The 25,827-nt window shown below is 71.9% G+C and carries 20 protein-coding genes; 16 read left to right on the forward strand and 4 right to left on the reverse strand.

The window, feature by feature from the left end; translation table 11 throughout:
- The first annotated feature begins 239 nt into the window (after positions 1-239).
- The 7 genes from ACH4S7_RS01995 to ACH4S7_RS02025 all read left to right on the forward strand — a co-directional run bounded on the left by ACH4S7_RS01995 (position 240) and on the right by ACH4S7_RS02025 (position 11,844).
- On the forward strand, positions 240-1,766 hold the full coding sequence (locus ACH4S7_RS01995; RefSeq protein WP_398519094.1) for a leucyl aminopeptidase: 1,527 nt from the start codon (positions 240-242) through the stop codon (positions 1,764-1,766).
- Between the two features lie 747 nt (positions 1,767-2,513).
- A complete protein-coding gene (gene lpdA / locus ACH4S7_RS02000; protein ID WP_398519095.1) occupies positions 2,514-3,902 on the forward strand; it encodes a dihydrolipoyl dehydrogenase in 1,389 nt (462 codons plus the stop codon).
- Positions 3,903-4,003: 101 nt separating this feature from the next.
- Positions 4,004-5,830 carry a 2-oxoglutarate dehydrogenase, E2 component, dihydrolipoamide succinyltransferase gene (sucB, locus tag ACH4S7_RS02005; protein ID WP_398519096.1) on the forward strand — a complete coding sequence of 609 codons (1,827 nt, stop codon included), beginning with the start codon at positions 4,004-4,006 and terminating at the stop codon, positions 5,828-5,830.
- A 310-nt stretch (positions 5,831-6,140) separates the two neighbouring features.
- Complete coding sequence (locus ACH4S7_RS02010; RefSeq protein WP_398519097.1) at positions 6,141-6,764, forward strand: GntR family transcriptional regulator; 624 nt, start codon at positions 6,141-6,143, stop codon at positions 6,762-6,764.
- Positions 6,765-7,011: 247 nt separating this feature from the next.
- A complete protein-coding gene (aceE, locus tag ACH4S7_RS02015; RefSeq protein ID WP_398519098.1) occupies positions 7,012-9,687 on the forward strand; it encodes a pyruvate dehydrogenase (acetyl-transferring), homodimeric type in 2,676 nt (891 codons plus the stop codon).
- Positions 9,688-9,978: 291 nt separating this feature from the next.
- Positions 9,979-10,797, forward strand: a complete 819-nt coding sequence (locus tag ACH4S7_RS02020; RefSeq protein WP_398519099.1) for a MerR family transcriptional regulator — start codon at positions 9,979-9,981, stop codon at positions 10,795-10,797.
- 75 nt (positions 10,798-10,872) lie between these two features.
- On the forward strand, positions 10,873-11,844 hold the full coding sequence (locus tag ACH4S7_RS02025; protein WP_398519100.1) for a helix-turn-helix transcriptional regulator: 972 nt from the start codon (positions 10,873-10,875) through the stop codon (positions 11,842-11,844).
- Positions 11,845-12,043: 199 nt separating this feature from the next.
- Here ACH4S7_RS02025 and ACH4S7_RS02030 read toward each other — a convergent pair whose 3' ends face one another.
- On the reverse strand, positions 12,044-12,997 hold the full coding sequence (locus ACH4S7_RS02030; protein WP_398519101.1) for an SDR family oxidoreductase: 954 nt from the start codon (positions 12,995-12,997) through the stop codon (positions 12,044-12,046).
- 122 nt (positions 12,998-13,119) lie between these two features.
- On the opposite strand from ACH4S7_RS02030, the gene ACH4S7_RS02035 reads away from it, so the two are divergent.
- On the forward strand, positions 13,120-13,638 hold the full coding sequence (locus tag ACH4S7_RS02035; protein ID WP_398519998.1) for a DUF4240 domain-containing protein: 519 nt from the start codon (positions 13,120-13,122) through the stop codon (positions 13,636-13,638).
- Between the two features lie 13 nt (positions 13,639-13,651).
- Here the strand turns inward: ACH4S7_RS02035 and ACH4S7_RS02040 are convergent, their stop codons facing one another.
- Entirely contained in the window at positions 13,652-14,200 is a 549-nt protein-coding gene (locus tag ACH4S7_RS02040; RefSeq protein ID WP_398519102.1) for a GNAT family N-acetyltransferase, read from the reverse strand.
- Positions 14,201-14,243: 43 nt separating this feature from the next.
- On the opposite strand from ACH4S7_RS02040, the gene ACH4S7_RS02045 reads away from it, so the two are divergent.
- Both ACH4S7_RS02045 and ACH4S7_RS02050 read left to right on the forward strand, forming a co-directional pair.
- The gene (locus ACH4S7_RS02045) at positions 14,244-15,140 is read left to right on the forward strand and encodes a TIGR01777 family oxidoreductase (protein ID WP_398519103.1); all 897 of its coding nucleotides are present in this window, start codon (positions 14,244-14,246) and stop codon (positions 15,138-15,140) included.
- A gap of 875 nt (positions 15,141-16,015) precedes the next feature.
- A complete protein-coding gene (locus ACH4S7_RS02050; RefSeq protein ID WP_398519104.1) occupies positions 16,016-17,338 on the forward strand; it encodes an NAD(P)/FAD-dependent oxidoreductase in 1,323 nt (440 codons plus the stop codon).
- A gap of 185 nt (positions 17,339-17,523) precedes the next feature.
- Here the strand turns inward: ACH4S7_RS02050 and ACH4S7_RS02055 are convergent, their stop codons facing one another.
- Entirely contained in the window at positions 17,524-18,984 is a 1,461-nt protein-coding gene (locus ACH4S7_RS02055; protein ID WP_398519105.1) for a regulator, read from the reverse strand.
- A 235-nt stretch (positions 18,985-19,219) separates the two neighbouring features.
- Between ACH4S7_RS02055 and lipB the strand changes: the two genes are divergently transcribed.
- The 4 genes from lipB (at position 19,220) to ACH4S7_RS02075 (ending at position 22,438) form a co-directional block, all read left to right on the forward strand.
- Positions 19,220-20,014 (forward strand): lipoyl(octanoyl) transferase LipB, encoded by a 795-nt coding sequence (gene lipB, locus ACH4S7_RS02060; protein ID WP_398519106.1) that lies wholly within the window; start codon positions 19,220-19,222, stop codon positions 20,012-20,014.
- A gap of 145 nt (positions 20,015-20,159) precedes the next feature.
- Complete coding sequence (locus tag ACH4S7_RS02065) at positions 20,160-21,128, forward strand: lipoyl synthase (RefSeq protein WP_398519107.1); 969 nt, start codon at positions 20,160-20,162, stop codon at positions 21,126-21,128.
- 370 nt (positions 21,129-21,498) lie between these two features.
- Complete coding sequence (locus ACH4S7_RS02070; protein WP_398519108.1) at positions 21,499-21,717, forward strand: hypothetical protein; 219 nt, start codon at positions 21,499-21,501, stop codon at positions 21,715-21,717.
- A gap of 10 nt (positions 21,718-21,727) precedes the next feature.
- Complete coding sequence (locus tag ACH4S7_RS02075) at positions 21,728-22,438, forward strand: DUF4191 domain-containing protein (RefSeq protein ID WP_398519109.1); 711 nt, start codon at positions 21,728-21,730, stop codon at positions 22,436-22,438.
- A 72-nt stretch (positions 22,439-22,510) separates the two neighbouring features.
- Here ACH4S7_RS02075 and ACH4S7_RS02080 read toward each other — a convergent pair whose 3' ends face one another.
- Positions 22,511-22,975, reverse strand: a complete 465-nt coding sequence (locus tag ACH4S7_RS02080; protein ID WP_398519110.1) for an RDD family protein — start codon at positions 22,973-22,975, stop codon at positions 22,511-22,513.
- Positions 22,976-23,219: 244 nt separating this feature from the next.
- On the opposite strand from ACH4S7_RS02080, the gene glnA reads away from it, so the two are divergent.
- Both glnA and hemC read left to right on the forward strand, forming a co-directional pair.
- A complete protein-coding gene (gene glnA / locus ACH4S7_RS02085; RefSeq protein WP_398519111.1) occupies positions 23,220-24,629 on the forward strand; it encodes a type I glutamate--ammonia ligase in 1,410 nt (469 codons plus the stop codon).
- 232 nt (positions 24,630-24,861) lie between these two features.
- Entirely contained in the window at positions 24,862-25,797 is a 936-nt protein-coding gene (gene hemC, locus ACH4S7_RS02090) for a hydroxymethylbilane synthase (RefSeq protein ID WP_398519112.1), read from the forward strand.
- The last annotated feature ends 30 nt before the right edge of the window (positions 25,798-25,827 follow it).

Consider the following 25,827-nt stretch of genomic DNA (forward strand, 5'->3'; position numbering starts at 1 on the left):
TCTGTCCACAAAGGTCGGTTGTGACCCCCGGCGCGCGCGGCCGATACCGACGGCCCGTACGACCGGCTCGCACGCCCGCGCGGCCGGCCGATCCCCCCGGTCGGGTGAACCACCGCCGCCGTGAGCGAGCGAAGTGACCGCGCGTAGGCTTTTCCCGGGCGGATGTCGACCTGTCCCCCCAAGGCCCCTGAAGGCCCCTCAAAGGCCATCGAACTCAACGGAAGCGAGATTTCACCACCGTGACTGCTCTCACTCTCAGCACTGCCGGTGCCGCGACGCTGCGCGCCGACGCCCTTGTCGTCGGGGTCGCGAAGGGCGCCAAGGGCCCGGTGGTCGCGCCCGGCGCGGAGGCCGTGGACAAGGCGTTCGACGGAAAGCTCGCTGCCGTCCTGGAGACCCTCGGCGCCACCGGCGCCGAGGGCGAGGTGACCAAGCTGCCCTCCCCGTCCGGGCTCAAGGCGCCGGTCGTCATCGCGGTCGGCCTCGGATCGGTCCCGGAGAAGGACGAGGCGTACGCCGCCGAGACGCTGCGCCGCGCGGCCGGCAACGCCTCCCGCACCCTCGCCGGTGCGAAGAAGGCCGCGTTCGCGCTGCCGATCGAGGCGTCCGAGGACGCCGAGGCCATCGCCGAGGGCGCGCTCCTCGGCGCGTACGCCTTCACCGCCTACCAGGGCCTCGACAAGAAGGACGGCAAGTCCGGACCCAAGCTGCCGCTGGCCGAGGTCGCCCTGCTCGGCGCCAAGCCGCGCGACAAGGCGTACAAGGCCGCGGCCGAGCGCGCCGTCGTGCTCACCGAGGAGATCAACCGCGCGCGCGACCTGATCAACACCCCGCCGAACGACCTCACCCCCGAGGCGTTCGCCGCGGTGGTCGCCGCCGCGGGCAAGGAGACCGGCGTCAAGGTCCAGATCCTTGACGAGAAGGCCCTCCTCAAGGGCGGCTTCGGCGGCATCCTCGGCGTCGGCCAGGGCTCGGAGAACGCGCCGCGCCTGGTGAAGCTCACCTACACGCACTCCAAGGCGGCCAAGACGCTCGCCCTGGTGGGCAAGGGCATCACCTACGACTCGGGCGGCATCTCGCTCAAGCCGGCCGGCCACAACGAGACGATGAAGTGCGACATGAGCGGCGCCGCCGCGGTGTTCGCCGCCGTCGTCGCCGCCGCCCGGATCGGTGCCGAGGTCAATGTCACCGGCTGGCTCGCGCTCGCCGAGAACATGCCGTCCGGCTCGGCCACCCGCCCCGGCGACGTCCTGCGGATGTACAGCGGCAAGACGGTCGAGGTGCTCAACACCGACGCCGAGGGCCGGCTCGTCCTGGCCGACGCCCTGTGGAAGGCATCCGAGGAGCGGCCGGACGCGATCGTGGACGTCGCCACGCTCACCGGCGCCATGATGGTCGCCCTCGGCAACCGCACCTTCGGTGTGATGTCGAACGACGACGCGTTCCGCACCGCCGTGCACGAGATCGCCGAGGAGGTCGGCGAGCAGTCCTGGCCGATGCCGCTCCCCGCCGAACTGCGCAAGGGCATGGACTCGCCGACCGCCGACATCGCCAACATGGGCGAGCGGATGGGCGGCGGCCTGGTCGCCGGCCTCTTCCTCCAGGAGTTCGTGGGCGAGGGCATCACCTGGGCGCACCTCGACATCGCGGGCCCGGCGTACCACGAGGGCGCGCCGTACGGCTACACGCCCAAGGGCGGCACCGGCTCCTCGGTCCGCACCCTGGTGAAGCTGGCGGAGCGCATCGGCGCGGGCGACCTGGGCTGATTTTTTTGGGGGCTCGGTTCGCCTCCGGGGCGCTGTGAGCGTGCGTCGACGGTCGATCGTGCTCGGTCCCTCGTTCCTCGGGACCTCCGCGCGTTCTCCCTTTCGACACCCGCGCGCCCCTTCGGCTCACTCGCCGGAGGGTGCGCAGCCCCTCCCCGACGCGGCCCCCGACTCACCAGCCAGGGGTACCAGGCCCTCCCCCGGCGCCCCTTCGGCTCATCCGCCGGAGGGGCGCCGGGTTTCCCCCTCGCTGCCCGCACGGGCCCTCGGCTCGCTCGTCAGGGAGGGTGTTCAGACCCTCCCCGACACGGGCCTCGGCCCACCCGCCAGGGACGCCCGGGCCCTCCCCCGGCTCAATCGCCGGGGGATACCAGGCCCCCTCCCGCTGCCCGCACGGGCCCCCGGCGCCCCTTCGGCTCATCCGCCGGAGGGGCGCCGGGATTCACCCCCCTCCGGCTCCCGCGGGGCCCCGGCCGGCCGGGTGAGCCGGATCACACACCGGAGGGCCGGCCCCCACCCCCGTCCGCGTTCGCTGACAACGAAATCACCGCGTGCGTACGGGTCGGTAACCCCGCAGACCCCCGCCCCGCGTCCCGCCGTGCGGCAACAAGTGCGAAGATGGGTTCTCGGCAGGACAGGGCCCCCACCACAGGGCCGACGAGACAGCGGCCGCACACCAGCCGACCGGCCGGTTCCCCGGGGTAAAGGGGACCCCGGCAACCGGCGCACATGCATGGAGGACGTGACGTGGCGAACGACGCCAGCACCGTTTTCGACCTAGTGATCCTCGGCGGCGGTAGCGGCGGTTACGCTGCGGCGCTGCGCGGAGCCCAGCTGGGTCTGGACGTCGCTCTGATCGAGAAGGACAAGGTCGGCGGCACCTGCCTGCACTACGGATGCATCCCCACCAAGGCTCTTCTGCACGCCGGCGAGATCGCCGACCAGGCACGCGAGTCCGAGCAGTTCGGCGTCCGCGCGACGTTCGAGGGCATCGACATCGCGGCCGTGCACAAGTACAAGGACGATGTGATCGCGGGCCTCTACAAGGGGCTCACCGGTCTGATCGCCTCCCGCAAGATCACCGTCATCGAGGGGGCGGGCCGGCTTTCGTCGCCCACCACCGTCGACGTCAACGGCACCCGGGTCGAGGGTCGCCACATCCTGCTGGCCACCGGCTCCGTACCGAAGTCGCTGCCGGGCCTGGAGATCGACGGCAACCGCATCATCTCCTCCGACCACGCGCTGAAGCTGGACCGCGTCCCGCAGTCCGCGATCGTGCTGGGCGGCGGCGTCATCGGTGTCGAGTTCGCCTCGGCGTGGAAGTCCTTCGGCGCCGATGTGACGGTCATCGAGGGCCTCAAGCACCTCGTCCCGGTCGAGGACGAGAACAGCTCCAAGCTTCTTGAGCGCGCGTTCCGCAAGCGCGGCATCAAGTTCAACCTCGGCACCTTCTTCGAGAAGGCCGAGTACACCCAGGACGGCGTCCGGGTGACCCTCGCGGACGGCAAGACCTTCGAGGCCGAGGTGCTGCTGGTCGCGGTCGGCCGCGGACCGGTCTCCGCCGGCATCGGCTACGAGGAGCAGGGCGTCGCGATGGACCGCGGCTATGTCCTCGTCGACGAGTACATGCGGACGAACGTGCCCACGATCTCGGCGGTCGGCGACCTCGTCCCGACCCTCCAGCTCGCCCATGTCGGCTTCGCCGAGGGCATCCTGGTCGCCGAGCGCCTCGCCGGTCTGAAGACCGTCCCGGTCGACTACGACGGCGTGCCCCGGGTGACGTACTGCCACCCCGAGGTCGCCTCCGTCGGTGTCACCGAGGCCAAGGCCAAGGAGATCTACGGCGCGGACAAGGTCGTCGTCCTCAAGTACAACCTCGGGGGCAACGGCAAGAGCAAGATCCTCAAGACCCAGGGCGAGATCAAGCTCGTCCAGGTCAAGGACGGTGCCGTGGTCGGCGTCCACATGGTCGGTGACCGGATGGGCGAGCAGATCGGCGAGGCGCAGCTCATCTACAACTGGGAAGCCCTGCCCGCCGAGGTCGCGCAGCTCATCCACGCGCACCCGACGCAGAACGAGGCGCTCGGCGAGGCCCACCTGGCGCTCGCGGGCAAGCCGTTGCACGCGCATGACTGAGCTTCCCGAGCCGCCCCTCGGGCGACGACCACTTCCGCACTTCCCCACGCTCGCGCTTCGCTTGAGCTGGGGAAACCCCACCGTTAGGAGCAACTGAAACCATGTCGGTTTCCGTAACCCTTCCGGCGCTCGGCGAGAGCGTCACCGAGGGCACCGTCACCCGTTGGCTGAAGGCCGAAGGCGAGCGCGTCGAGGCCGACGAGCCGTTGCTGGAGGTCTCGACCGACAAGGTCGACACCGAGATCCCCGCCCCCGCCTCCGGCGTGCTGGCGTCCATCAAGGTCGCCGAGGACGAGACCGTTGAGGTCGGCGCCGAGCTAGCGATCATCGACGACGGTTCGGGCGCCCCGGCCGAGGCCGCCCCGGCTCCGGCCGCCGAGCCCGAGCCCGCCCCGGCCCCCGTGGCCGAGGCCCCCGCCGCCGAGCCCGCTCCGGCCCCCGCGCAGGAGGCACCGGCCGCCGCCGAGGCCCCCACCGCCGCGGCGCCGGTCCAGGACGCCCCGGCCGCCGAGGCCGCCAGCGGTACGGACGTGGTCCTGCCGGCGCTCGGTGAGAGCGTCACCGAGGGCACCGTCACCCGCTGGCTCAAGGAGGTCGGCGACTCCGTCGAGGCCGACGAGCCGCTGCTGGAGGTCTCGACCGACAAGGTCGACACCGAGATCCCCGCCCCGACCTCCGGCGTGCTGCTGGAGATCGTCGTCGGCGAGGACGAGACCGCCGAGGTCGGCGCCAAGCTGGCCGTGATCGGCGCCCCGGGTGCCGCTCCGGCAGCTCCCGCCGCCGCGGCTCCCACCGCCCCGGCACCGGTCCAGGACGCTCCGGCGCCCGCCCCGGCGCCCGAGCCCACCCCGGCCCCGGCCGCGCCGGCTCCGGCCGCCGCTCCGGCGCCCACCCAGGTCGCGCCCACCCAGGCCGCGCCCGCGCCCGCTCCGGCTCCGGTCACCCCGGCGCCGGCTCCGGCCGCACCCGCCCAGCCGGCCGCCCAGGCCGCGCCCTCGGCCGGTGACGCCTATGTGACCCCCCTGGTCCGTAAGCTCGCCGCCGAGAACAGCGTGGACCTGTCCGCGCTCAAGGGCTCCGGCGTCGGTGGCCGCATCCGCAAGCAGGACGTCATCGCCGCCGCGGAGGCCGCCAAGGCCCCCGCCCCGGCGCCGGCCGCCGCTCCCGCCGCCGCGACGAAGGCCAGTGCCTCCGTCGAGGTGTCCCCGCTGCGCGGCCAGACGGTCAAGATGACCCGGATGCGCAAGCTCATCGGCGACAACATGATGAAGGCGCTGCACGGCCAGGCGCAGTTGACCACGGTCGTCGAGGTCGACATCACCAAGCTGATGAAGCTGCGCGGCCAGGCCAAGGAGAGCTTCGCCGCCCGTGAGGGCGTCAAGCTCTCCCCGATGCCGTTCTTCGTGAAGGCCGCGGCCCAGGCGCTGAAGGCCCACCCGATCGTCAACGCCCGGATCAACGAGGACGAAGGCACCATCACGTACTTCGACTCGGAGAACATCGGCATCGCCGTGGACTCCGAGAAGGGTCTGATGACGCCGGTCATAAAGGGCGCGGGCGACCTCAACATCGCCGGTATCGCCAAGAAGACCGCCGAGCTGGCCGGGGCCGTGCGCTCCAACAAGATCCGCCCGGACGACCTCGCGGGCGCGACCTTCACGGTCAGCAACACCGGTTCGCGCGGTGCGCTGTTCGACACGGTCATCGTGCCGCCGAACCAGGCCGCCATCCTGGGCATCGGTGCCACGGTCAAGCGTCCGGCCGTCATCGAGACCGCCGAGGGCACGGTCATCGGCGTCCGCGACATGACGTACCTCGCGCTCTCCTACGACCACCGTCTGGTGGACGGCGCCGACGCCGCCCGCTACCTGACGACGGTCAAGGCGATCCTCGAAGCCGGTGAGTTCGAGGTGGAGCTGGGCCTGTAGGTCGTGTCTTCAAAGTCCCGTCTGTCTGCCGTGCCCTGGTACGCACACTCCCTGCGTTGTCGTCGGTCGCCGATGCTCCGCATCGGCTCCCTCCTCCGCCTTGGGATTGCACGCACCAGACCCCGCCAGACCCGCCCTCCGGGCGGACGACGCTACTGTGAAGACACTCCCTAGGGCTCACCCGCAGTCGCGTGAAGAGGCGCCCCCGTCAGGGAGATTTTTCTCCCTGACGGGGGCGCCTCGCGTCCCTCGGTCCCCGGCCCCCCGAGGGGGATAATCGGTGGGCTGTACCCGCTGTGAAGGAGCCCCCATGACCGCGCCCATCGTCCACTCGCTGCGGGAGCAGATCCGCGAGCACATCGTGGAGGGGATCGTCAGCGGCCGCTGGAAACCGGGTGAGCGGATCGTGGAGCGGGGCATCGCGACCGAGCTGCGGGTCTCCCAGACCCCCGTCCGGGAGGCGCTGCGGGAGCTGGAGAGCCTGCGGCTGATCGAGTCCGCGCCCAACAAGGGCGTACGGGTGCGCAGCCTCACCGCCGCCGATCTAGAGGAGAGCTATCCGGTACGGGCGGGTCTGGAGCAGATCGCGGCGGAGCTGGCCGCGGACCGGCTGGCCGACGACTGTTCGGCGCTGGAACCGCATGTGACGGCGCTCTACGCGGCGGACAGCGCGGGCGATTCGGCGGGCCAGGTGCGCCATACGGTCGCCTTCCACCGCGAGCTGGTCCGCGCGGCGGGAAACGGGGTGCTGCTGCACACCTGGGAGGGGCTGGGGATCGAGGTGTTCACGGCGCTGTCGATCCGCTGGCTGGGGACCGTGCAGCAGTCGTACGCGGAGGAGCACGAGGCGTTGGTCCAGGCGTTCCGGGGGCGTGATCCGGAGATCGGCGCACTGGTCAAGGCGCATGTGCTGGGCTGCGCTCCGAGGCCCTGAGAAGACCTCTTTCGCCGGCGATTTCGCGCCCGAAATGCCCCCTTTTTAGGGCACTCCGTGCCCTGTTTCGCGGCACGGAATGCCAATTTCGCTCTCCGGAGAACTTTTACCTCCGAATACTTTGATCGATCATCGATCAGCGGCTTACAGTCAGTCTTTGGGCTCACCAAGCCCACGCCCTGTCCTGCCAGACACGGCACAGCTCACCCCCCTGCTCAACCCCCTCCCAGTCCGGAAGGCGGCGAACATGACCGACCCCGTAGGCAAGCTTCCGAGCGAGCTGGACCAGCTCCCGGACCGCGACGCCGAGGAGACCGCCGAATGGGCGGCCTCCCTCGACGCCGTCACCGAGCACGCAGGCCCGCACCGCGCCGCGTATCTGATGCGCCGCACGCTCCAGCACGCCGAGGCGGCCGGTGTTCCCGTCCCCCAGTTGCTGGAGACGGACTACGTCAACACCATCCCCACCCCCGCCGAGCCCGCCTTCGAGGGCGACGAGGCGATGGAAGCCCGTATCACCGCGTGGAACCGCTGGAACGCCGCCGCCATGGTGACCCGCGGCGCCCGGCTCGGCGTCGGCGGCCACATCGCCACCTTCGCCTCCGCCGCCTGGCTCTACGAGACCGGCTTCAACCACTTCTTCCGCGGCAAGGCCGACGGCAGCGGAGACCAGCTCTACATACAGGGCCACGCCTCGCCCGGCATCTACGCCCGCGCCTTCCTGGACGGCCGTCTCACCGAGGCCGACCTCGACAACTTCCGCCAGGAGGCGGGCGGCGAGGGTCTGCCCTCGTACCCGCACCCGCGCAGGCTGCCCTGGCTGTGGGAGTTCCCCACGGTCTCCATGGGCCTCGGCCCGCTCTCGGCGATCTACCAGGCGCGCTTCAACCGCTATCTGTACAACCGAGGCATCAAGGACACCGCGAATTCGCACGTCTGGGCCTTCCTCGGCGACGGCGAGATGGACGAGCCCGAGTCGACGGCCGCCCTCGCCCTCGCGAGCCGTGAGCGCCTGGACAACCTGACCTTCGTCATCAACTGCAACCTGCAGCGCCTCGACGGCCCGGTCCGCGCCAACTTCAAGATCGTCCAGGAGTTGGAGTCCCAGTTCCGGGGCGCCGGCTGGAACGTCGTGAAGACCCTCTGGGGCTCCGCCTGGGACGAGCTGTTCGCCCTCGACACGACGGGCGCGCTCGTACGCCGCCTGCGCGAGGTACCGGACGCCCAGTTCCAGACGTACGCCACCCGCGACGCCGCGTACATCCGTGAGCACTTCTTCGGCTCCGAGCCCGCCCTCGTCGAGCTGGCGAAGCAGCTCGACGACGCCAAGATCATCGAGTGTTTCTGCAGCTCGCGCGGTGGCCACGAGTCCCGCAAGGTGTACGCGGCCTACCGCGCGGCCCTCGCCCACAAGGGTGCGCCGACGGTGATCCTCGCCCAGACGGTGAAGGGCCACACCCTCGGCACCGGCTTCGCGTCGAAGAACGCCAACCACCAGATGAAGAAGCTGTCGATCGACGAGTTCAAGGGGATGCGCGACCTCCTCGACCTCCCGATCCCGGACAGCGCCTTCGAGGGCGGTGTGGTCCCCTACGGCCACCCCGGCCCCGACTCCCCCGAGGTCCGCTACCTCCAGGAGCGCCGCGCGGCCCTCGGCGGCCCCGCCCCGGCCCGCCAGGTGCGCGCCGCCGCGCTGCCCGACCCGGAGACGAACACCGCGCGCGCCTTCCAGGCCCTGCAGAAGGGCTCCGGCAAGCAGGAGATGGCCACCACCATGGCCTTCGTCCGGCTCGTCAAGGACCTGATGCGGGACAAGGAGACCGGCAAGCGCTGGGTCCCCATCGTCCCCGACGAGGCCCGTACCTTCGGTATGGAGTCGCTCTTCCCGTCGGCCGGCATCTACTCCCCGATGGGCCAGACGTACGACCCGGTCGACCGCGACCAGCTCATGTACTACAAGGAAGCCAAGGACGGCCAGATCCTCAACGAGGGGATCACCGAGGCCGGCTCCATGGCGGACTTCATCGCCGCCTCGACGTCGTACGCGACGCACGGCGAGCCGATGATCCCGTTCTACATCTTCTACTCGATGTTCGGCTGGCAGCGCACCGGCGACCAGATGTGGCAGCTCGCCGACCAGCTCGGCAAGGGCTTCATCGTCGGCGCCACGGCCGGCCGCACCACCCTGACCGGTGAGGGCCTCCAGCACGCGGACGGCCACTCGCACCTGATCGCGTCCACCAACCCGGCGTCGCTCAACTACGACCCGGCGTTCGCGTACGAGATCGCGGTCATCGTCAAGGACGGTCTGCGGCGGATGTACGGCCCCGAGGCCGAGGACGTCTTCTACTACCTGACCGTCTACAACGAGCCCAAGCAGCAGCCCGCGATGCCGGAAGGCGTCGAGGAGGGCATCCTCCGGGGCCTGTACCGCTTCAAGGAGGGCACGCCCGCCTCCGCCGACGCGCCGCGGATCCAGTTGCTGGCCTCCGGTACCGCGATCCACTGGATCCTTGAGGCACAGGAGCTGCTCGCCGCCGAGTGGGGTGTCACGGCCGATGTCTGGTCCGCGACCTCCTGGGGCGAGCTGCGCCGGGACGCGCTGGACGCCGACGCCGCCCTGCTCCAGGGGGAGCAGCGGGTTCCGTACGTCCGGAAGGCGCTGGAGGGCGCTCCTGGCCCGGTGCTGGCGGTCAGCGACTGGATGCGCCAGGTGCCGGACCAGATCAGCCAGTGGGTCGAGCAGGACTGGTCCTCGCTCGGCACGGACGGCTTCGGCCTCTCGGACACCCGCGAGGCGGCCCGCCGCCACTTCGGCGTGGACGCCCAGTCGATCACCGTGGCCGCGCTGGCCCAGCTCGCCCGCCGTGGCGAGGTGCCGGTGACCGCGGTGAAGGAGGCGCGGGAGCGCTACGGCCTCTGACGCGTGAGCGACACATCCCGGGAGCGGCCCCGGCCGGAGACTCTTCTCCGGCCGGGGCCGCTCCTTTCGCTCAACGCGCCCGGCTCGACCGCGGCCAGGCCCGACCGGCTCGGCCGACGTGCCCGGCTCGACCGACGTGCCCGTGGCCAGGCCCGACCGCGGCACCGACCCTGACGGCGACGGCGACAGCGACACCCTTCGGCCGCTGCCCCGCTCGACCTCTGCGCCGCCCCGCCCCGCCTCGGTGAGGTTTGACCTTGACACCGTGTGAGGCCGTCCACTGGAGCGACCATGTTCACCATCGGAGAGTTCGCCAGGCACGGCCGGGTCTCGGCCCGGATGCTGCGCCACTACGACGCCATCGGGCTGCTGCGCCCCGCCCACACCGACCCGTCCAGCGGCTACCGCCACTACTCGGCGGCCCAGCTCGCCCGGCTCAACCGGATCATCGCCCTCAAGGATCTCGGCTTCACCCTGGAACAGGTGCGGCACATCCTGACGGAGACGGTGGACACGGAGGAGCTGCGCGGGATGCTGTCGCTGCGGCGGGCGGAGCTGGAGGCGGCGATGGTCGCGGCGGCCGACCGGCTGTCACAGGTCGAGGCGAGACTGCGGTCCATCGAGAGCGAGGGCCGTATGCCCACCGAGGACGTCATCGTGAAGCGCCTCCCGGCGATCCGGGTCGCCGAGCTGACCGCCACCGCCGCGAGTTACGCGCCCGAGCACATCGGCCCGGTCATCGGCCCGCTGTACGAGGAGCTGTGCCGCCGACTCGACGCGGCGGGCGTGACGCCGACCGGGCCCGGTGTCGCCCGCTACGAGGACTCCCCCGACGGCGACGGCGCGATCGTCATCCACGCGGGGATCACCGTGTCGGCCGCGCCCCGGCCTGACCACGACTTCGCGATCGTGGATCTGCCACCGGTCGAGCGGGCCGCGACGATCGTGCACCGGGGCTCGATGGACACGGTTCTGGCCACCTCCCAGACGCTGGCGCGCTGGATCGACGCGGGCGGCCACCGGGTGCTCGGGTACGCGCGCGAGACCACGCTCGCCTGCCCGGACGACCGCGAACTGTGGGTGACCGAGCTTCAGGAGCGGCTCGGCTGAGACGGGCCGGGCGCGCCCCTCGCCGGCGAGGGGCGCCCCTTGGGCCATACCGCCGGGGGCGGCCATCATGGAGACATGCGCGCCGCCCGGTTGATCAAGATGGTCCTGCTGCTCCAGACGAGACACTCGATGACGGGGGCCGAGCTCGCCCGTGAGCTGGAGGTCTCGGAGCGGACGATCACCCGGGACGCGCTGGCGCTGTCGGAGGCCGGGGTCCCGGTCTACGCGGACCGGGGCCGGACCGGTGGCTACCGGCTGATCGGCGGCTACCGCACCCGGCTGACGGGTCTGGGTCGCAGCGAGGTCGAGGCCCTCTTCCTCTCCGGGCTGCCGGGCGCGCTGCGGGAGATGGGCCTTGAGGACGCGGCGTCGGCGGCCCGGCTGAAGGTCTCGGCGGCGCTACTGCCCTCCCTCAGCGACGCGCCGCGGAACGCCTCCCAGCGCTTCCACCTGGACGCGCCGGGCTGGTACCAGGAGCCGCGGACCCCGCCGCTGCTGCCCGTGATCGCGGAGGCGGTCTGGGACGACCGTCGGATCCGAGCGGTGTACGGACGCCGGGACGGCGAGGTGGAACGGGAGCTTGAGCCGTACGGCCTCGTGCTGAAGGCGGGTGTCTGGTACCTGTGCGCCCGGGTGTCGGAGACCTTCCGGGTCTACCGGGTCGACCGCTTCACGGCGGTCGGGGAGATCGCGGAGGATCGATTCTTCGCTCGCGACGAGGAGTTCGACCTGCCCGCCTTCTGGGCCGAACGGGCCGACGAGTTCACCCGTTCCCTCCTCCGGACCCGGGTGGTCCTCCGACTCACGGCGGAGGGCGCGCGCCGGCTGCCGTACGCCACGGACCGGGCGGCGGCCGCGGAGGCGCTGGCGTCAGCTTCCCCGGCCGACGAGTCTGGCCGGATGACGGTCGGCCTGGCGGTGGAGTCGGCCGGGGTGGCCTTTACCCAACTGCTGGCGCTGGGGTCGGAGGCGGAGGTGCTGGAGCCGGTGGAGCTGCGGGAGATGTTCACCGAGACGGCGCGCGGGATGGCGCGGCTCTACGGGTAGGGGCCCGCCACCCGGCCCCGCAGGCCCTCCGAGCCCGCGCCCGGCCCCGTACGCCCGCTCCCGTACGCCGCGCTCCCCGGGGGCTACCCCGCCCCGCCCGTACGCCCGGCTCCACCGCATCCCGCCGCCGTACGCCGCGCTCCCCCGGGGCCACCCCGCCACCGCCCCCGTACACCGCGCTCCCCGTCCGTGGCCGGCCCTACCGGTAGTCCGCCAGAGCGGGCTTCTCCCCGGCCCCGGTGGCAGCTTCGGCGGCCTTCTCCGCGAGGATGTACCCCCAGACATCCGGCCGGCTGCCGTCGACATCGGTCAGCCCGTACTCGCGGGCGAGTTGTCCGCTGTCGAGTGACTGCCCGTTCCAGCGGTCCCGCTCCGGGTCGGCGGCGAGCGCGGCGACACCCCGCCCGAGGTAGGTGGGCGATTCGGAGAGCGCCCAGTGGGGCTGTGCCGCGATCCCGTCCCGCCAGGTCTCCTCGGTGAGACCGAAGCCGTCGAGCATCTCCTCGGAGCGGATGAAGCCCGGGGTGACGGCCACCGCCGTGCCCCCCACACCGCGCAACTCCTCACCGAGGATGAAGGCCATCCGGATGGGTGTGTTCTTCGCCAGGTCGTAGTAGAAATTCTCCCGGAAGTCCTGATTCGTCCGGGCGGTGCCGTCGGTGACCTCCACGACCAGACCGCCGGGCCGCCGCACCAGCAGCGGAAGGGCGATGCTGCTGGTGATGATGTGGGTCCTGGTGCCCAGGTCGATCATGCGGAGCCCACGGTCCAGCTCGACGTCCCACATCCTGGTGTCGAAGTCGAGCAGCGGGTTCCCGCCCCAGACGTCGTTGACGAGGATGTCGAGCCGGCCGTGGTCACGGTCGATCCGCGCCACCAGGGAGCGGACCTGATCGGCCACCAGATGGTCGGTGGGTACGGCGATGCCCCGGCCCCCGGCCGCGTCCACCAGTTCGCCCGTCTCCTCGATGGTCTCCGTGGACCGGCCCAGCTCACTGACCCGTTCGCGGGTGGTCCTGCCGGTCACATAGACGATCGCGCCCGCCGCCCCGAGCTGTACGGCGATGGCGCGGCCCGCGCCCCTGGTGGCGCCCGCGACGAGGGCGACCCGGCCGGCGAGTGGTGTGTCGGATTTCGTCTTGGATTTCGTCATGGACCGACCGTCGCACCCATACCCGACACCCGCTGTCCGCCATTCGCTCCGGTATCGAACGAGTCAGCATTTCGGCGGCTCCGCGTGCGCCGCCACCCGCCAACCACGATGCTGTACCCGTGATGGACGAGACGGAGTTCTGGGAGATCATCGACAGCACCCGCGAGGCCGCCGAGGGCGACCCCGAGGACCAAGCGGATCTGCTGGTCGAACGCCTCATGCAGCTCGACCCCGACTCCGTGCTGGATTTCGCGCGCCACTTCGAGGCCCGCTACAACCGCGCGTACACCTGGGATCTGTGGGGCGCCGCCGCCGTCCTGCTCGACGGGGCCAGCGACGACGTCTTCGACTACTTCCGCTGCTGGCTGATCGGCCAGGGCCGGGAGATCTTCGAGGGCGCGGTGCACGAGCCGGACGCGCTCGCGGAGCTGCTGGAGGAGTTCGACGACGACATCGACGGGGACGGCGAGGAGCTGGGATACGCGGCGGACGAGGCGTACGAGCAGCTCACCGGGGTCGTGGCACCGGATCTGGGGATAGCGCCACAGTCGGCGGAGCCGCTGGGCACACCGTTCGACTTCGACGACGACACGGCCCTGGCGGCGCGCTTCCCCCGGCTCTGGGAGCGCTTCCGCGGCTGACCCCCGGACGGCCTCAGCGCAGCGAGCGCCCCATCATCACGTCGTCCACGTACTCCCCGCCGATCCAGAACTCGCCGGGGAGCACGCCCTCGACGGCGAAGCCCTCGGACTCGTACAGCCCGCGGGCGGGCGCGTTGTGCCCGAGGACGCGCAGGGTGATGCGGACGGCACCCCGCCGGCGCGATTCGTCGCAGGCGGCGCGCAGCAGCGCCCGCCCGATGCCGCGCCCGCGCGCCCGGTCGGTGACGGCGAGGCCCTGGATCTGGCGGACGTGCTGGTTACAGGCGAGCGGGGTGGGCGCGGCGATCCGGATGTACCCGATGACGTCTCCCGGTCCCGTACCGCCGTCCGTACCGCCCGCGGCTCCGCCCCGCGCGCTTTCCGCGGGGCCGTCCGCCGCGACGAGGTAGTCCTCGGGCCGGTGGTTGGAGTCGAAGAAGGGGTCGTACGGGGGCACCGGTCGCGGCGAGACGGCGTGCAGGGTCGACCAGGTCTCCCGATCGAGGGCGCCGAGGGCGAGTTCATCGGCGAGACGGGCGGGGCGTATGTGCGACTCGTACATGGGCCAACTGTGCCATGGGGCCGTACGGGGGCAGGATGGGTTTATGCGGATCGCGATCACCGGTTCCACCGGGCTCATCGGTACGGCACTCGTACGCTCACTGCGCTCGGACGGGCACGACGTGGTGCGCCTGGTACGGCGTCCCGCGCGGGCGGGGGACGAGGTGGAATGGGATCCGCACCGTCAGTATGTGGACACGGCGGGCCTGGTGGGCTGTGAGGCCGTGGTGAACCTCGCCGGCGCCGGAGTGGGTGACCACCGCTGGACCGAGGCGTACCGCAAGGAGATCCGCGACAGTCGAGTGCTGGGCACGGCGGCGCTGGCGGAGGCGGTCGCCTCCCTGGACACCCCGCCGAAGGTGCTGCTCTGCGGCAGCGCGGTGGGCTACTACGGCGATACCGGGGACCGTACGGTCGACGAGGACGCACCGCCCGGCGACGGCTTTCTGCCCGGGGTCTGTGTGGAGTGGGAGGAGGCGGCGGCCCCGGCCGATGAGGCGGGCGTCCGGGTGGCGTTCGCGCGGACGGGCCTGGTGGTCTCCCGCGAAGGGGGCGCCTGGGCCCGGATGTTCCCGCTCTTCAGGGCGGGCCTGGGCGGACGGCTCGGTGACGGGCGCCAGTACTGGAGCTTCATCGCCCTGCACGACGAGGTGGCGGCGCTGCGCCACATCCTGGACAGCGAGTCTCTGGCGGGGCCGGTGAATGTGACGGCCCCGACGCCGGTGACGAACCGTGAGGTCACGGCGGCGATGGGCAGGGCACTGCACCGGCCGACGGTGTTCGCGGTCCCGGCGGTGGCCCTGCGGGTGGCGCTGGGGGACATGGCGGGCGATCTGCTGGGCAGTCAACGGGTGGTGCCGAGGAAGCTGCTGGACTCGGGCTTCTCGTTCGCCTTCCCGACGATCGACGACGCGATCGGCGCGGCACTGCGGTCCGCCTGAGCCCGAGCCGCCGCGCGGTGGTGCCGGGGCGGGCGAGCCCCCGGCCGGGCGCTGCCGGGGCGCCTGGTGCCAGGGCAGGCGCTGCCGGGCCGGGCGCTGCTCCGCCGTGCGGCGCCGCGCGGGGTGCCGGGGCGCGGTGCTCGGCCGCGCGCTGCCCGGGCCTGCACTGCCGGGCGGGCCGTGCGGCGCCGGGGGCAGGGCGTACCGAGCGGGTGCGGCCCCGGGGCGCGTGGTGTCGGGAGTTTGATACCGGAGCGGCCGTACGGCGCCGGGCCGGGCGCTGCTCAGCCGCGTGCTGCCGGGCCGACGCGTGATCCCGAACCAGCCGTGCGATGCCGGGCCGGCCGTGCGGCCTCGGGGCACACCGTACCGAGCGGGTACGGCCCCGGGGCGCCTCATGCCAGACCATGCGACACCAGGGCGTGTGCTGCCGGGCATTGCCGGGGCGCCTGGTGCCGGGGCAGGCCCTGCCGGGCCGGGCGCTGCTCCGCCGTGTGGTGCCGGGGCGGTCGTGCGGCGCCGCGCGGGGTGCCGGGGCGCGCACTGCCGGGGTGGCCGTACACCTCCGGGGGCAGGGCGTACCGAGCGGGTACGGTCCCGAGGCGCGTGGTGTCGGGGGTTTGATACCGGAGCGGCCGTGCGGCGCCGGGGCGCGTGGTGCCGAAGAGCGGCCGGGGAGCGACCGGGGAGCCGACCGGGGCACTGGTCGGGGCACTGGCCGGGACCGTATGCGCCCCGCACGCCCCGGTGCCCCGCCGCGTGCGCGCGTCGCAGCGCGGGAGAGCCTCCCTACCCTCGTACCGAACTCGGGAATTCCTCGGGCCTGTCGGAGGCATCGGCCTCTCGGCAGCCGCACCGACCTCGGGGAGGGGCCTGTGCTCATCAGCACCGCTCACACCGCGGACCACGCGGACGTCATCGTCGTCGGGGCCGGAGTCGCCGGTCTGTCGGCGGCTCTTCGCCTGACCAGAGCCGGAGTCAGCGTCAGCGTTCTGGAGGGTGCGGACCGGCCGGGTGGTCGGCTGGCCACCGAGGAGGTCGACGGATTCCGTCTCGACCGCGTCGGCCGGCTGCTCAGCGTCGCCCACCCCGCGTCGCAGCGCGCCGCGGCTCTCGCGGGCGTGGTGCTGCGACCGTTCGCACCCGGTGTCCTCATGCACAGCGGCGGACAGTTGCACCGCACCGGTGAGACGGTCCACCGGCCCGGCGCCACGGTGAGCGCACGGGGCGCGTTCACCGTGGCGCGCGCCCTCGCGAGCGCCCCCCGGCCGCTGGACGAGGCCCGGCTCGGCGCGTCACTCGCCCGCCTCGCCAACACCTCCGCGGAACGGCTGCTGACCCGCGCCGAACGCCCCACCGCCGCCGCGCTGCACAGCCGAGGACTGCCGAGCCGCACGGTCCAGGGCTTCCTGCGGCCGCTGCTGTCCGCGCTGCTCTGCGATCCGGAGCTGATGACCTCAAGCCGCTGCGCCGACCTGGTGCTCCGGGGATTCGCCCGGGGCAGGCTGTGCGTACCGGCCGGTGGCTCGGCCGCCCTGCCCGAACGGCTGGCGGCGGCACTGCCACCCGGCACGGTGCTCACGGGCGTACGGGTCAAGGAGGCGTCGATCAACCGGGTCAGCACCGAGGAGTACGGCGGACTCTCCTGCCGCGCGCTCATCGTGGCGACCGGGGCGCGCGAGGCGGCGGTGCTCCTGCCGGGCCTGCGGGTGCCGGCCTTCCACCCGGTGACGGTGGTGCACCACACCGCACCCCAGGCACCGCCGACCGGGGCCGCGCTGGTCCTCGACGCGGACAGCGTCGGCCCGGTGTCGTACACGGCGGTGATGAGCGAGGTCGACCCGGACCGGGCCCCCGCCGGCCGGGTCCTGATCTCCTCGACGCTGCTGGGAGCGCCGCCACCGCACCCGGACCGCGAGGTGCGCGCCCACCTGGCGCGGCTGTACGGGACCTCCACGGACGACTGGGAACCGCTGGCGGTCCACCACACCCCGGACGCGGTTCCGGCGATGCCACCGCCCCATGATCCGCGCCGACCGGTGCGGCTGCTGGCGGGCCTGTACGTCTGCGGTGACCACCGGGCGACGAGCACGGTGCAGGGGGCGCTCCACTCGGCCCGCCGCGTCGCGGACGCGGTCCTCCAGGACTTCGGCCTCGCCCGCCCGGGGGTCCCCACCCGCCTCCCCTTCGCGGCCTGAGCCCCCAGGACCGGGGGCCCGGAGCCGCTTCTCGATCGCCGGTCGGGCTGGACCGTCAGCCTCTCCGGCGATCGAAGAGCGGGGGCCGGGAGCCGGCCTCACCGGCGGCCGGACTCACCGGCGATCGAAGAGCGGGGGCCCGGGGCCGCGCCCCCGCTCAGGCGCTCCCGCTCAGCCGCCTCCGCTCACCCCAGCGCGGCGACCCGGTCCCGATACCCCCGTACCGCCGCCGCGTCCCGGTACGGCTCCAGCCTGCGTTCGAAGTCACGCACGTACTCCAGCGCCCGCGCCGACCGCATCTCGGACGCCTGGAGGGCCGCCTCCGCGCCCAGCGCGCACGCCTGGTCCAGTTCGCCGAGTCCCAGCCGGGCGGTGGCCAGCACCACCCGGCAGAAGAGTCGGCTCCTGGCCAGTGCCGCGGGGCGGAGCTGGAGGGAGCGTTCGGCGTGCTGGACCGCCGAGCGGTACTGCTGGAGGTCCCGGTAGCAGTGCCCGAACTCGTCCGCCATCTGCGCCTCGTCGAAGAAGCGGGCCCAGTGGGGCACCTCGTCGCCCGGCCGCGCCGACTCCAGCGCGCGTTCCGCCCGCGCGAGGGAGGCCGTGCAGGCCCGCACGTCCCCCAGCACGCCGTGCCCGCGCGCCTCGACGGCGTGCAGCAGGGCCTGCACCACGGGCGGCGCCGCGGGGCCCACGCCCTGCTGCGCGACCCGGGTGAGCTGGACCGCCTCCCGACCGTGCCCCAGGTAGACGGCCTGCCGGCTCATGGTGACCAGCACATAGGACCCGTACGCCCGGTCCCCCGCCGCCTGGGCGAGCCGGAGCGCCTGGACGAAGTAGCGCTGGGCGAGACCGTGGGCGGCGATGTCGTACGAGGTCCACCCGGCGAGCCGGGTCAGATCGGCGACCGCGGCGAAGAGTCTGCGGCCGGTCACCTCCCCGTAGGCGCCGCGCAGCATGGGTTCGGCCTCGTGCTCCAGATAGCGGACGAGCGCCTGCCGGGCGTGGCCGCCGCCGTAGGCGCTGTCGAGGGTGCGGAACAGTTCGGCGACCGACCGGAGCGCGGCGATGTCCCCGCCGGAGACCCGCTGCCCGGGGCGTCGTTCGGTGCCCCGGTCGACGGGGGTGGCGCGCTGCCGGGGGACGGCGGCGCCGCCCTGGACGGGCACCCGGGGGCCGGGTGGGGGGAGATCGCCCCGGCTGACCCGTTCGTCGGCCCGGCCGATCAGCCAGTCCCGGCTCGGCACCACGAGGCCGGCCGGGGTGAAGGCGATCTTGCGGAGTTCCGCGTGGCTGCCGGAGTCCTTGCGCCAGAGGCCGCTGACGATGTCCACGGCCTCTTCGGGCGATGCGGCGAACTCCAGGCCCGCGTAGACGGGTGCGCAGGCGTCGAGGCCCAGGTCCTGCGCGGAGAGCCGCCGCCCGAGCCGCCGGGTGAAGACCTCGGCGATGAGTGCCGGTGTGGTGCCGCGCGGCTGCTGGCCACGGAGCCAGCGGGTCACGGACGTTTTGTCGTAGCGCAGGTCGAGGCCGTGCTCCAGGCCGAGCTGATCAACTCGGCGGGCAAGTCCCGCGTTGGAGAATCCCGCTTCTTGGATGAGTGCGGCAAGGTGGCGGTTGGGGATGCGCTGCGGAGGTCGTTCCGTCATCAGCTGTGCGGTCTCCTGCCTTCCGGGCCGGTCGCAGCCCTCATGGAACGGCGTGAATTTAGCGGCCCTTACCGTCAGTACCGCCGCGTTCGTCCCACATTCATCCGATCGTGTGAGGATTGTGGGCAGCGCTGACGGCCGGTACCTCCCCCGTCACCGCCTTCCGGGCGGCCGTACAGTGACGGGGTGGACAGGGGTCCCGATGCCGTACGAACGTTCTGAGGGAGGCTGTGCCGTGAGTGAGCTGCGGTTCGTGCGGCTGGGTTTCGGCGGCGAGTCCGTCGAATATCAGGAGGCGTGGCAGAAACAGCGCGAGGTCCACGCCGCCCGCTTCCTCGACGAGGTCCCGGACACCTGTCTGCTGCTGGAGCACCCGCCCGTGTACACGGCAGGACGGCGTACGGAGGACAGCGAGCGCCCCCTGGACGGCACGCCCGTCATCGACGTGGACCGCGGCGGGAAGATCACCTGGCACGGTCCGGGTCAGCTCGTCGGCTACCCGATCGTGAAACTGCCCCGCCCGGTGGATGTCGTCGCACATGTCCGCAGGCTGGAGGAGGCCCTGATCGGCACCTGCACGGAGTTCGGCCTGGCGACCAGCCGGATCGAGGGCCGCAGCGGGGTGTGGGTGCTGGGCGACCCGATCGAGGACCGGCCCGCGCTCGGCGGTCTCTCGCTCGACTTCGACCCGCGACTGGGCGACGACGAGTTCGACCCCCGGCTGAACGGGCCGGAGTACGCCCCCTCCAACGCCGGCCAGCGCCGCGAGGACCGCAAACTGGCCGCCATCGGCATCCGGATCGCCAAGGGCGTCTCCATGCACGGCTTCGCGCTCAATGTGAATCCGGACAACACCTGGTTCGACCGGATCGTGCCGTGCGGGATCCGTGACGCGGGCGTGGCGTCGCTGGCGAATGAGCTCGGCCGCGACATCACGATCGCGGAGGTCCTGCCCGTCCTGGAGCGCCATCTGCGGGCCGTGCTGGAGAACGCGAACCTCCGCCCGAGGGCCGTCGAGGCGGCCCTCTGACCCGTACGTGACCCCCATGTGATCCGTACGGGGGAATGCGCCCCGGCAAGAGCGGGTTGGCCGGACGTGGGGCCGAACAAATGACGGGCGTACCCTGGTGTGCGCCGCTGATTCGAATGCCGTGATACCAGAAAGGGGCGCCGACGTGTCCGCTGTCGCACCCGACGGACGCAAGATGCTGCGCCTGGAGGTCCGGAACAGCCAGACCCCCATCGAGCGCAAGCCCGAGTGGATCAAGACCCGGGCGAAGATGGGCCCCGAGTACACCCAGATGCAGAAGCTCGTGAAGAGCGAGGGTCTGCACACGGTGTGCCAGGAGGCGGGCTGTCCGAATATCTACGAATGCTGGGAGGACCGCGAGGCGACCTTCCTCATCGGCGGCGACCAGTGCACCCGGCGCTGCGACTTCTGCCAGATCGACACGGGCAAACCGCAGGCGCTGGACCGGGACGAGCCCCGCCGGGTCGGCGAGTCGGTCGTCACCATGGATCTCAATTACGCCACGATCACCGGCGTCGCCCGCGACGACCTGGAGGACGGCGGCGCCTGGCTCTACGCGGAGACCGTGCGGCAGATCCACGCCATGACGGCGGCGCGCGAGGGCGGCCACACCAAGGTGGAGCTGCTGATCCCCGACTTCAACGCGGTGCCGGAGCAGCTCGCCGAGGTCTTCTCCTCCCGTCCCGAGGTGCTGGCGCACAACGTCGAGACCGTGCCCCGGATCTTCAAGCGGATCCGCCCCGGTTTCCGTTACGAGCGCTCGCTCGAAGTGATCACCCGGGCCCGTGAGGCCGGTCTGATCACCAAGTCGAACCTGATCCTGGGCATGGGCGAGGAGCGCGCGGAGGTCAGCGAGGCGCTGCGGCAGCTCCATGACGCGGGCTGCGAACTGATCACGATCACGCAGTATCTGCGTCCCTCGGTGCGCCACCACCCGGTGGAGCGCTGGGTGAAGCCGGCCGAGTTCGTGGAGCTGAAGGACGAGGCCGAGGCGATCGGCTACTCCGGTGTCATGTCGGGGCCGCTGGTGCGTTCCTCGTACCGGGCGGGCCGGCTGTTCGGCCAGGCGATGGACCACCGCGCGGCACAGTCGGCCGGAGTCCCGGCCGTCTGAAGCCCGCGCCCCGGGGCTGCGTGAAGCCGGAGCCCCGGCGCCGTGTGAACCCGGAGCCCTGGCGCCGTGTGAATTCGGGCACAAGCCACTACCGCCCGGTAACGGCTGATGGTCGCGGCTCGTACCCTCCCCGCAGGTCGGGGCGGTGTACGGGCCGCGGCCGTGTTTCCGGGCGCCACCCCGGGCCCGCCACGAGGTGTCACCAGCGTTTGACCGGCCGGTGACGCACTGGTAACACCATGGGGTAACCCTGTTACCGGATACGCGTACCCGCCCGCCCATCGGCTCTCCGCGCTGGTCAGAACGGTCGGGGCAGCGCTCCACCAGATATCTCCGCACCCCCGGTCCTTCTCCCGAAAGGGCACCCGCCATGCCGGCCGCGTCAGTACCTCCCGTACGCGCACAAGCCATCCCGTCCGTCACCGGCACCCTGCGCGCCATGGAGTCGCTCCTCCTGGGGCGCGGGCAGCGCATCGCGCGCCGCAACGCCTGGACGGCGGTGCTCGAAGACCGCCGCCGGGCCCGGGACCGCGTCGAGGCGGAGCACGTACTGGAGGCCGTGGCTGGCCGCACGTCCCGGGCCACGTAAACTTCCGAGTATGGCGAGGAAGGCAAAATCTGACGGCGCTGACGCCGCTGCGAACCCGGGGCGACTCAAGCAGATCGCTCTGACGTACAAGATGACGCGGAAGGCCGACCCTAAGGTCGGTCTGATCCTCGCGGCTGTGGGGATCGCCACCTTCGGTGTCTTCCTCGGCATCGGCTTCTGGATCGGTCACCCGATCTATCTGGGCATCCTCGGCTTCCTGCTCGCCTTCCTCGCGACGGCGATCATCTTCGGCCGCCGCGCCGAGCGGGCGGCCTTCGGCCAGATGGAGGGCCAGCCGGGCGCTGCCGCCGCCGTGCTGCAGAACGTGGGCCGCGGCTGGACGACGACCCCCGCGATCGCGATGAACCGCAGCCAGGACGTGGTCCACCGGGCCGTCGGCCGCGCGGGCATCGTGCTGGTGGCCGAGGGGAACCCGAACCGGCTGAAGTCGCTGCTGGCGGCCGAGAAGAAGAAGATGGCGCGCATCGTCCTGGACGTACCGGTCCACGACATCCTGGTGGGCACCGGCGAGGGCCAGGTACCGCTGAAGAAGGTCCGCACGACGATGCTGAAGCTGCCCCGCGTACTCACCGGCCCGCAGGTCACGGCGGCCAACGACCGGCTGCGGGCGATGGGCGACCTGATGAGCAACATGCCCCTCCCGAAGGGCCCGATGCCGAAGGGCATGCGGATGCCCCGCGGCGGCCCCAAGGCCCGCTGACAACGACTAGACACGAGAAGGGCGCCCCCGGTGCGGACCGGGGGCGCCCTTCGTCATTCCGTCATCGGCGCGTCAGAGCCGGACCTGCACGGCGCGGGAGAGCTGGTCGTGGAGTCCCCGGCCGTCGCGGTCCCAGACGAGGGCCGGGATGGCGAGGCAGAGCAGCACGCTCCGTACGGCGGCGCGGACGAAGCTCAGGCGTCCGCCGTCGACGGAGACGACGCGCAGTCCGAAGATCCGCTTACCGGGAGTGAAACCGACCGTGCCGACCGTGAGCAGGGTCCAGCCGAGGAAGACGGCGAGGGCCATGTTCGCGGTGGTCTGGGCGCTGCCGGCGAAGAGGCCGTTCGCGATCAGGAAGCAGAGCCCCCAGTCGACGAAGATGGCGCCGAAGCGGCGTCCGACGGGGGCGATGGAGCCCGGTCCCGATTCCGGCAGTCCGAGCCGCTTGCCCCGGTGGCCGAAGTCGGCGCCCATCTCCTCGGCCGCCGCGCGGGGTCCGGAGAGCCACGATCCGATTGCTTGCCTGTTGTCCACCCGTCCACGGTACTGTGCCCCGTTCTCGCCGGGTCCGGCCGGGCCGGTTCCGGGGTGACATGGCCACGTCGCCCGGGCCCCGGGCGGACCCCTCGCCACCCGGCCCGGTTAACTTGTGCGAAACAAATGGGTCATGCTGGAGAAATCCCGTCTGCCTATGGTCGGGTCCTGCGCGTGCCACCGCACTGGCCGCACGACCGAGCTGCAACCCCGCCCCTCCCGGGACGGGAGTAGGAGGAGTTGGATGTTCCAGAACGCCGACGACGCGAAGAAATTCATCGCCGACGAGGATGTCAAGTTCATCGATGTCCGATTCTGTGACCTGCCGGGCGTGATGCAGCACTTCACGATCCCCGCCGCGGTGTTCGACCCGACCGAGGAGCTCGCCTTCGACGGCTCCTCGATCCGTGGCTTCCAGGCCATCCACGAGTCCGACATGGCGCTGCGCGCGGACCTCTCGACGGCGCGGGTCGACCCGTTCCGCCGGGACAAGACGGTCAACATCAACTTCTTCATCCACGACCCGATCACGGGCGAGCAGTACAGCCGTGACCCGCGGAACATCGCGAAGAAGGCCGAGACCTACCTCGCCTCCACCGGCATCGCGGACACCGCGTACTTCGGCCCGGAGGCGGAGTTCTACGTCTTCGACTCGGTGCGCTTCAGCACCTCGGCCAACGAGGGCTTCTACCACATCGACTCCGAGGCCGGCGCCTGGAACACGGGCGCGGTCGAGAACAACCGCGGCTACAAGGTCCGCTACAAGGGCGGCTACTTCCCGGCCCCGCCGGTGGACCACTTCGCCGACCTGCGGGCCGAGATCTCCCTGGAGCTGGACCGGCAGGGCCTCCAGGTCGAGCGCCAGCACCACGAGGTGGGCACGGCCGGCCAGGCCGAGATCAACTACAAGTTCAACACGCTGCTGGCCGCGGCCGACGACCTGATGCTCTTCAAGTACATCGTGAAGAACGTCGCCTGGCGCAACGGCAAGACCGCGACCTTCATGCCGAAGCCGATCTTCGGCGACAACGGCTCGGGCATGCACGTCCACCAGTCGCTCTGGCAGGGCGGCGTCCCGCTCTTCTACGACGAGCAGGGTTACGCGGGCCTCTCGGACATGGCCCGCTACTACATCGGCGGCATCCTGAAGCACGCCCCGTCGCTGCTGGCCTTCACCAACCCGACGGTGAACTCCTACCACCGTCTGGTCCCCGGCTTCGAGGCCCCGGTGAACCTGGTCTACTCCCAGCGCAACCGCTCGGCCGCGATGCGCATCCCGATCACGGGCTCCAACCCGAAGGCCAAGCGCGTCGAGTTCCGCGCCCCGGACCCGTCGTCCAACCCGTACCTGGCCTTCTCCGCCCTCCTCCTGGCGGGCCTGGACGGCGTCAAGAACAAGATCGAGCCGGCCGAGCCGATCGACAAGGACCTCTACGAGCTGGCCCCCGAGGAGCACGCGGGCGTCCCGCAGGTCCCGACCTCCCTCCCGGCGGTCCTGGAGGCCCTGGAGCAGGACAACGAGTACCTGCAGGCCGGTGGCGTCTTCACCTCGGACCTGATCGAGACGTGGATCGACTACAAGCGGACGCAGGAGATCGCCCCGATCCAGCTCCGTCCGCACCCGCACGAGTTCGAGCTCTACTTCGATCTCTAGGAACACCGCGGGGGCTGCTGCCCCCGAGTGATCCAAGGGCTGTCGCCCGTACTCCCTCCACCGAGGGGGTACGGCCGGCAGCCCTTTCGCGTACCCGTCAATCCGCGAACCGCCGCCGTCCGGAACGAAGATCGGGGCGGTGGCGGCCCGTCCGGGGGAACTCCATGGATCGTGCCGGGTGGGGGCCGTGTGGTGGCGCGGGCTTCCCGGGGGACGGCCTAGGGTGTTCCGCATGTCTGCTCCTGAGCTGATTCGGATCGTCTCCCGCGCATCGCCCATGGCACTCGCCCAAGTCGAGCGGGTAAGGGAGGAGTTGGGCGCGCTGCACCCGGGGGTGCGGACCGAGGTCGTGCCCGTCACCACGTCGGGGGACCGGTGGATGGGGGATCTCGCCGCGCTCGGGGGGAAGGGCGCGTTCACCAAGGAGGTGGACGCGGCGCTCGTGGCCGGGGAGGCGGATCTCGCCGTGCACTGCGTGAAGGACGTGCCCGCCGACCGGCCGCTGCCGGCCGGGACGACCTTCGCCGCCTTTCTGCGGCGGGACGATGTCCGGGACGCACTGATCCACCCCGGTGGGCTGACCCTGGACGAGCTGCCCGCGGGGACCCGGATCGGGACCTCATCCGTACGCCGGGTCGCGCAGCTCGCCGCCTCCCATCCGCATCTGACGTGCGTGCCGATGCGGGGGAACGCCAATCGTCGGCTGGAGAAGCTGGCGGCCGGGGACGCCGACGCGCTGCTGCTCGCCGTGGCGGGGCTGGAGCGCATCGGGCGTACGGAGGTGATCAGTGAGGTGCTCTCCGTGGAGACGATGTGCCCGCCCATCGGCGCGGGGATCCTGGCTCTTCAGTGCCGCGAGGGCGACACCGCCACCATCGACGCCGTGAGCGGTCTGGGTGACCGGGCGGCGTTCCGGGAGGCGACGGCCGAGCGGATGTTCCTCCATGTGTTGCAGGGCCACTGCAACTCGCCGATCGCCGGGTACGCGCGGGCCGAGGGCAGTGGGGAACTGTCGCTGCGGGCCAAGGTCTTCACCCCCGACGGCAAGCGGGTGCTGAACGCCCACGAATGGGCCGGACCGCTCGACCCCGCGACGCTGGGGACCTCCGTCGCCGTGGCGCTGCTGCGGCAGGGCGCCCGGGAGCTGATCGACGGCATCGCGCACTGAGTGCGTGGGGCCGGGAAGTGCCGGATGCGG

The sequence above is a fragment of the Streptomyces sp. NPDC020965 genome, from assembly GCF_044333555.1.
GTDB lineage: Bacteria > Actinomycetota > Actinomycetes > Streptomycetales > Streptomycetaceae > Streptomyces.

Coding starts and splice junctions, on each gene's coding strand:
- ACH4S7_RS02035 (WP_398519998.1), top strand. CDS start 13,120: ATGGACGAGACGGAGTTCTGGGAGATCATCGACAGCACCCGCGAGGCC.
- ACH4S7_RS02075 (WP_398519109.1), top strand. CDS start 21,728: ATGGCGAGGAAGGCAAAATCTGACGGCGCTGACGCCGCTGCGAACCCG.
- ACH4S7_RS02010 (WP_398519097.1), top strand. CDS start 6,141: ATGACCGCGCCCATCGTCCACTCGCTGCGGGAGCAGATCCGCGAGCAC.
- ACH4S7_RS02040 (WP_398519102.1), bottom strand. CDS start 14,200: ATGTACGAGTCGCACATACGCCCCGCCCGTCTCGCCGATGAACTCGCC.
- ACH4S7_RS02020 (WP_398519099.1), top strand. CDS start 9,979: ATGTTCACCATCGGAGAGTTCGCCAGGCACGGCCGGGTCTCGGCCCGG.
- glnA (WP_398519111.1), top strand. CDS start 23,220: ATGTTCCAGAACGCCGACGACGCGAAGAAATTCATCGCCGACGAGGAT.
- hemC (WP_398519112.1), top strand. CDS start 24,862: ATGTCTGCTCCTGAGCTGATTCGGATCGTCTCCCGCGCATCGCCCATG.
- ACH4S7_RS02025 (WP_398519100.1), top strand. CDS start 10,873: ATGCGCGCCGCCCGGTTGATCAAGATGGTCCTGCTGCTCCAGACGAGA.
- ACH4S7_RS02070 (WP_398519108.1), top strand. CDS start 21,499: ATGCCGGCCGCGTCAGTACCTCCCGTACGCGCACAAGCCATCCCGTCC.
- ACH4S7_RS02055 (WP_398519105.1), bottom strand. CDS start 18,984: ATGACGGAACGACCTCCGCAGCGCATCCCCAACCGCCACCTTGCCGCA.
- aceE (WP_398519098.1), top strand. CDS start 7,012: ATGACCGACCCCGTAGGCAAGCTTCCGAGCGAGCTGGACCAGCTCCCG.
- ACH4S7_RS02030 (WP_398519101.1), bottom strand. CDS start 12,997: ATGACGAAATCCAAGACGAAATCCGACACACCACTCGCCGGCCGGGTC.
- ACH4S7_RS02045 (WP_398519103.1), top strand. CDS start 14,244: ATGCGGATCGCGATCACCGGTTCCACCGGGCTCATCGGTACGGCACTC.
- sucB (WP_398519096.1), top strand. CDS start 4,004: ATGTCGGTTTCCGTAACCCTTCCGGCGCTCGGCGAGAGCGTCACCGAG.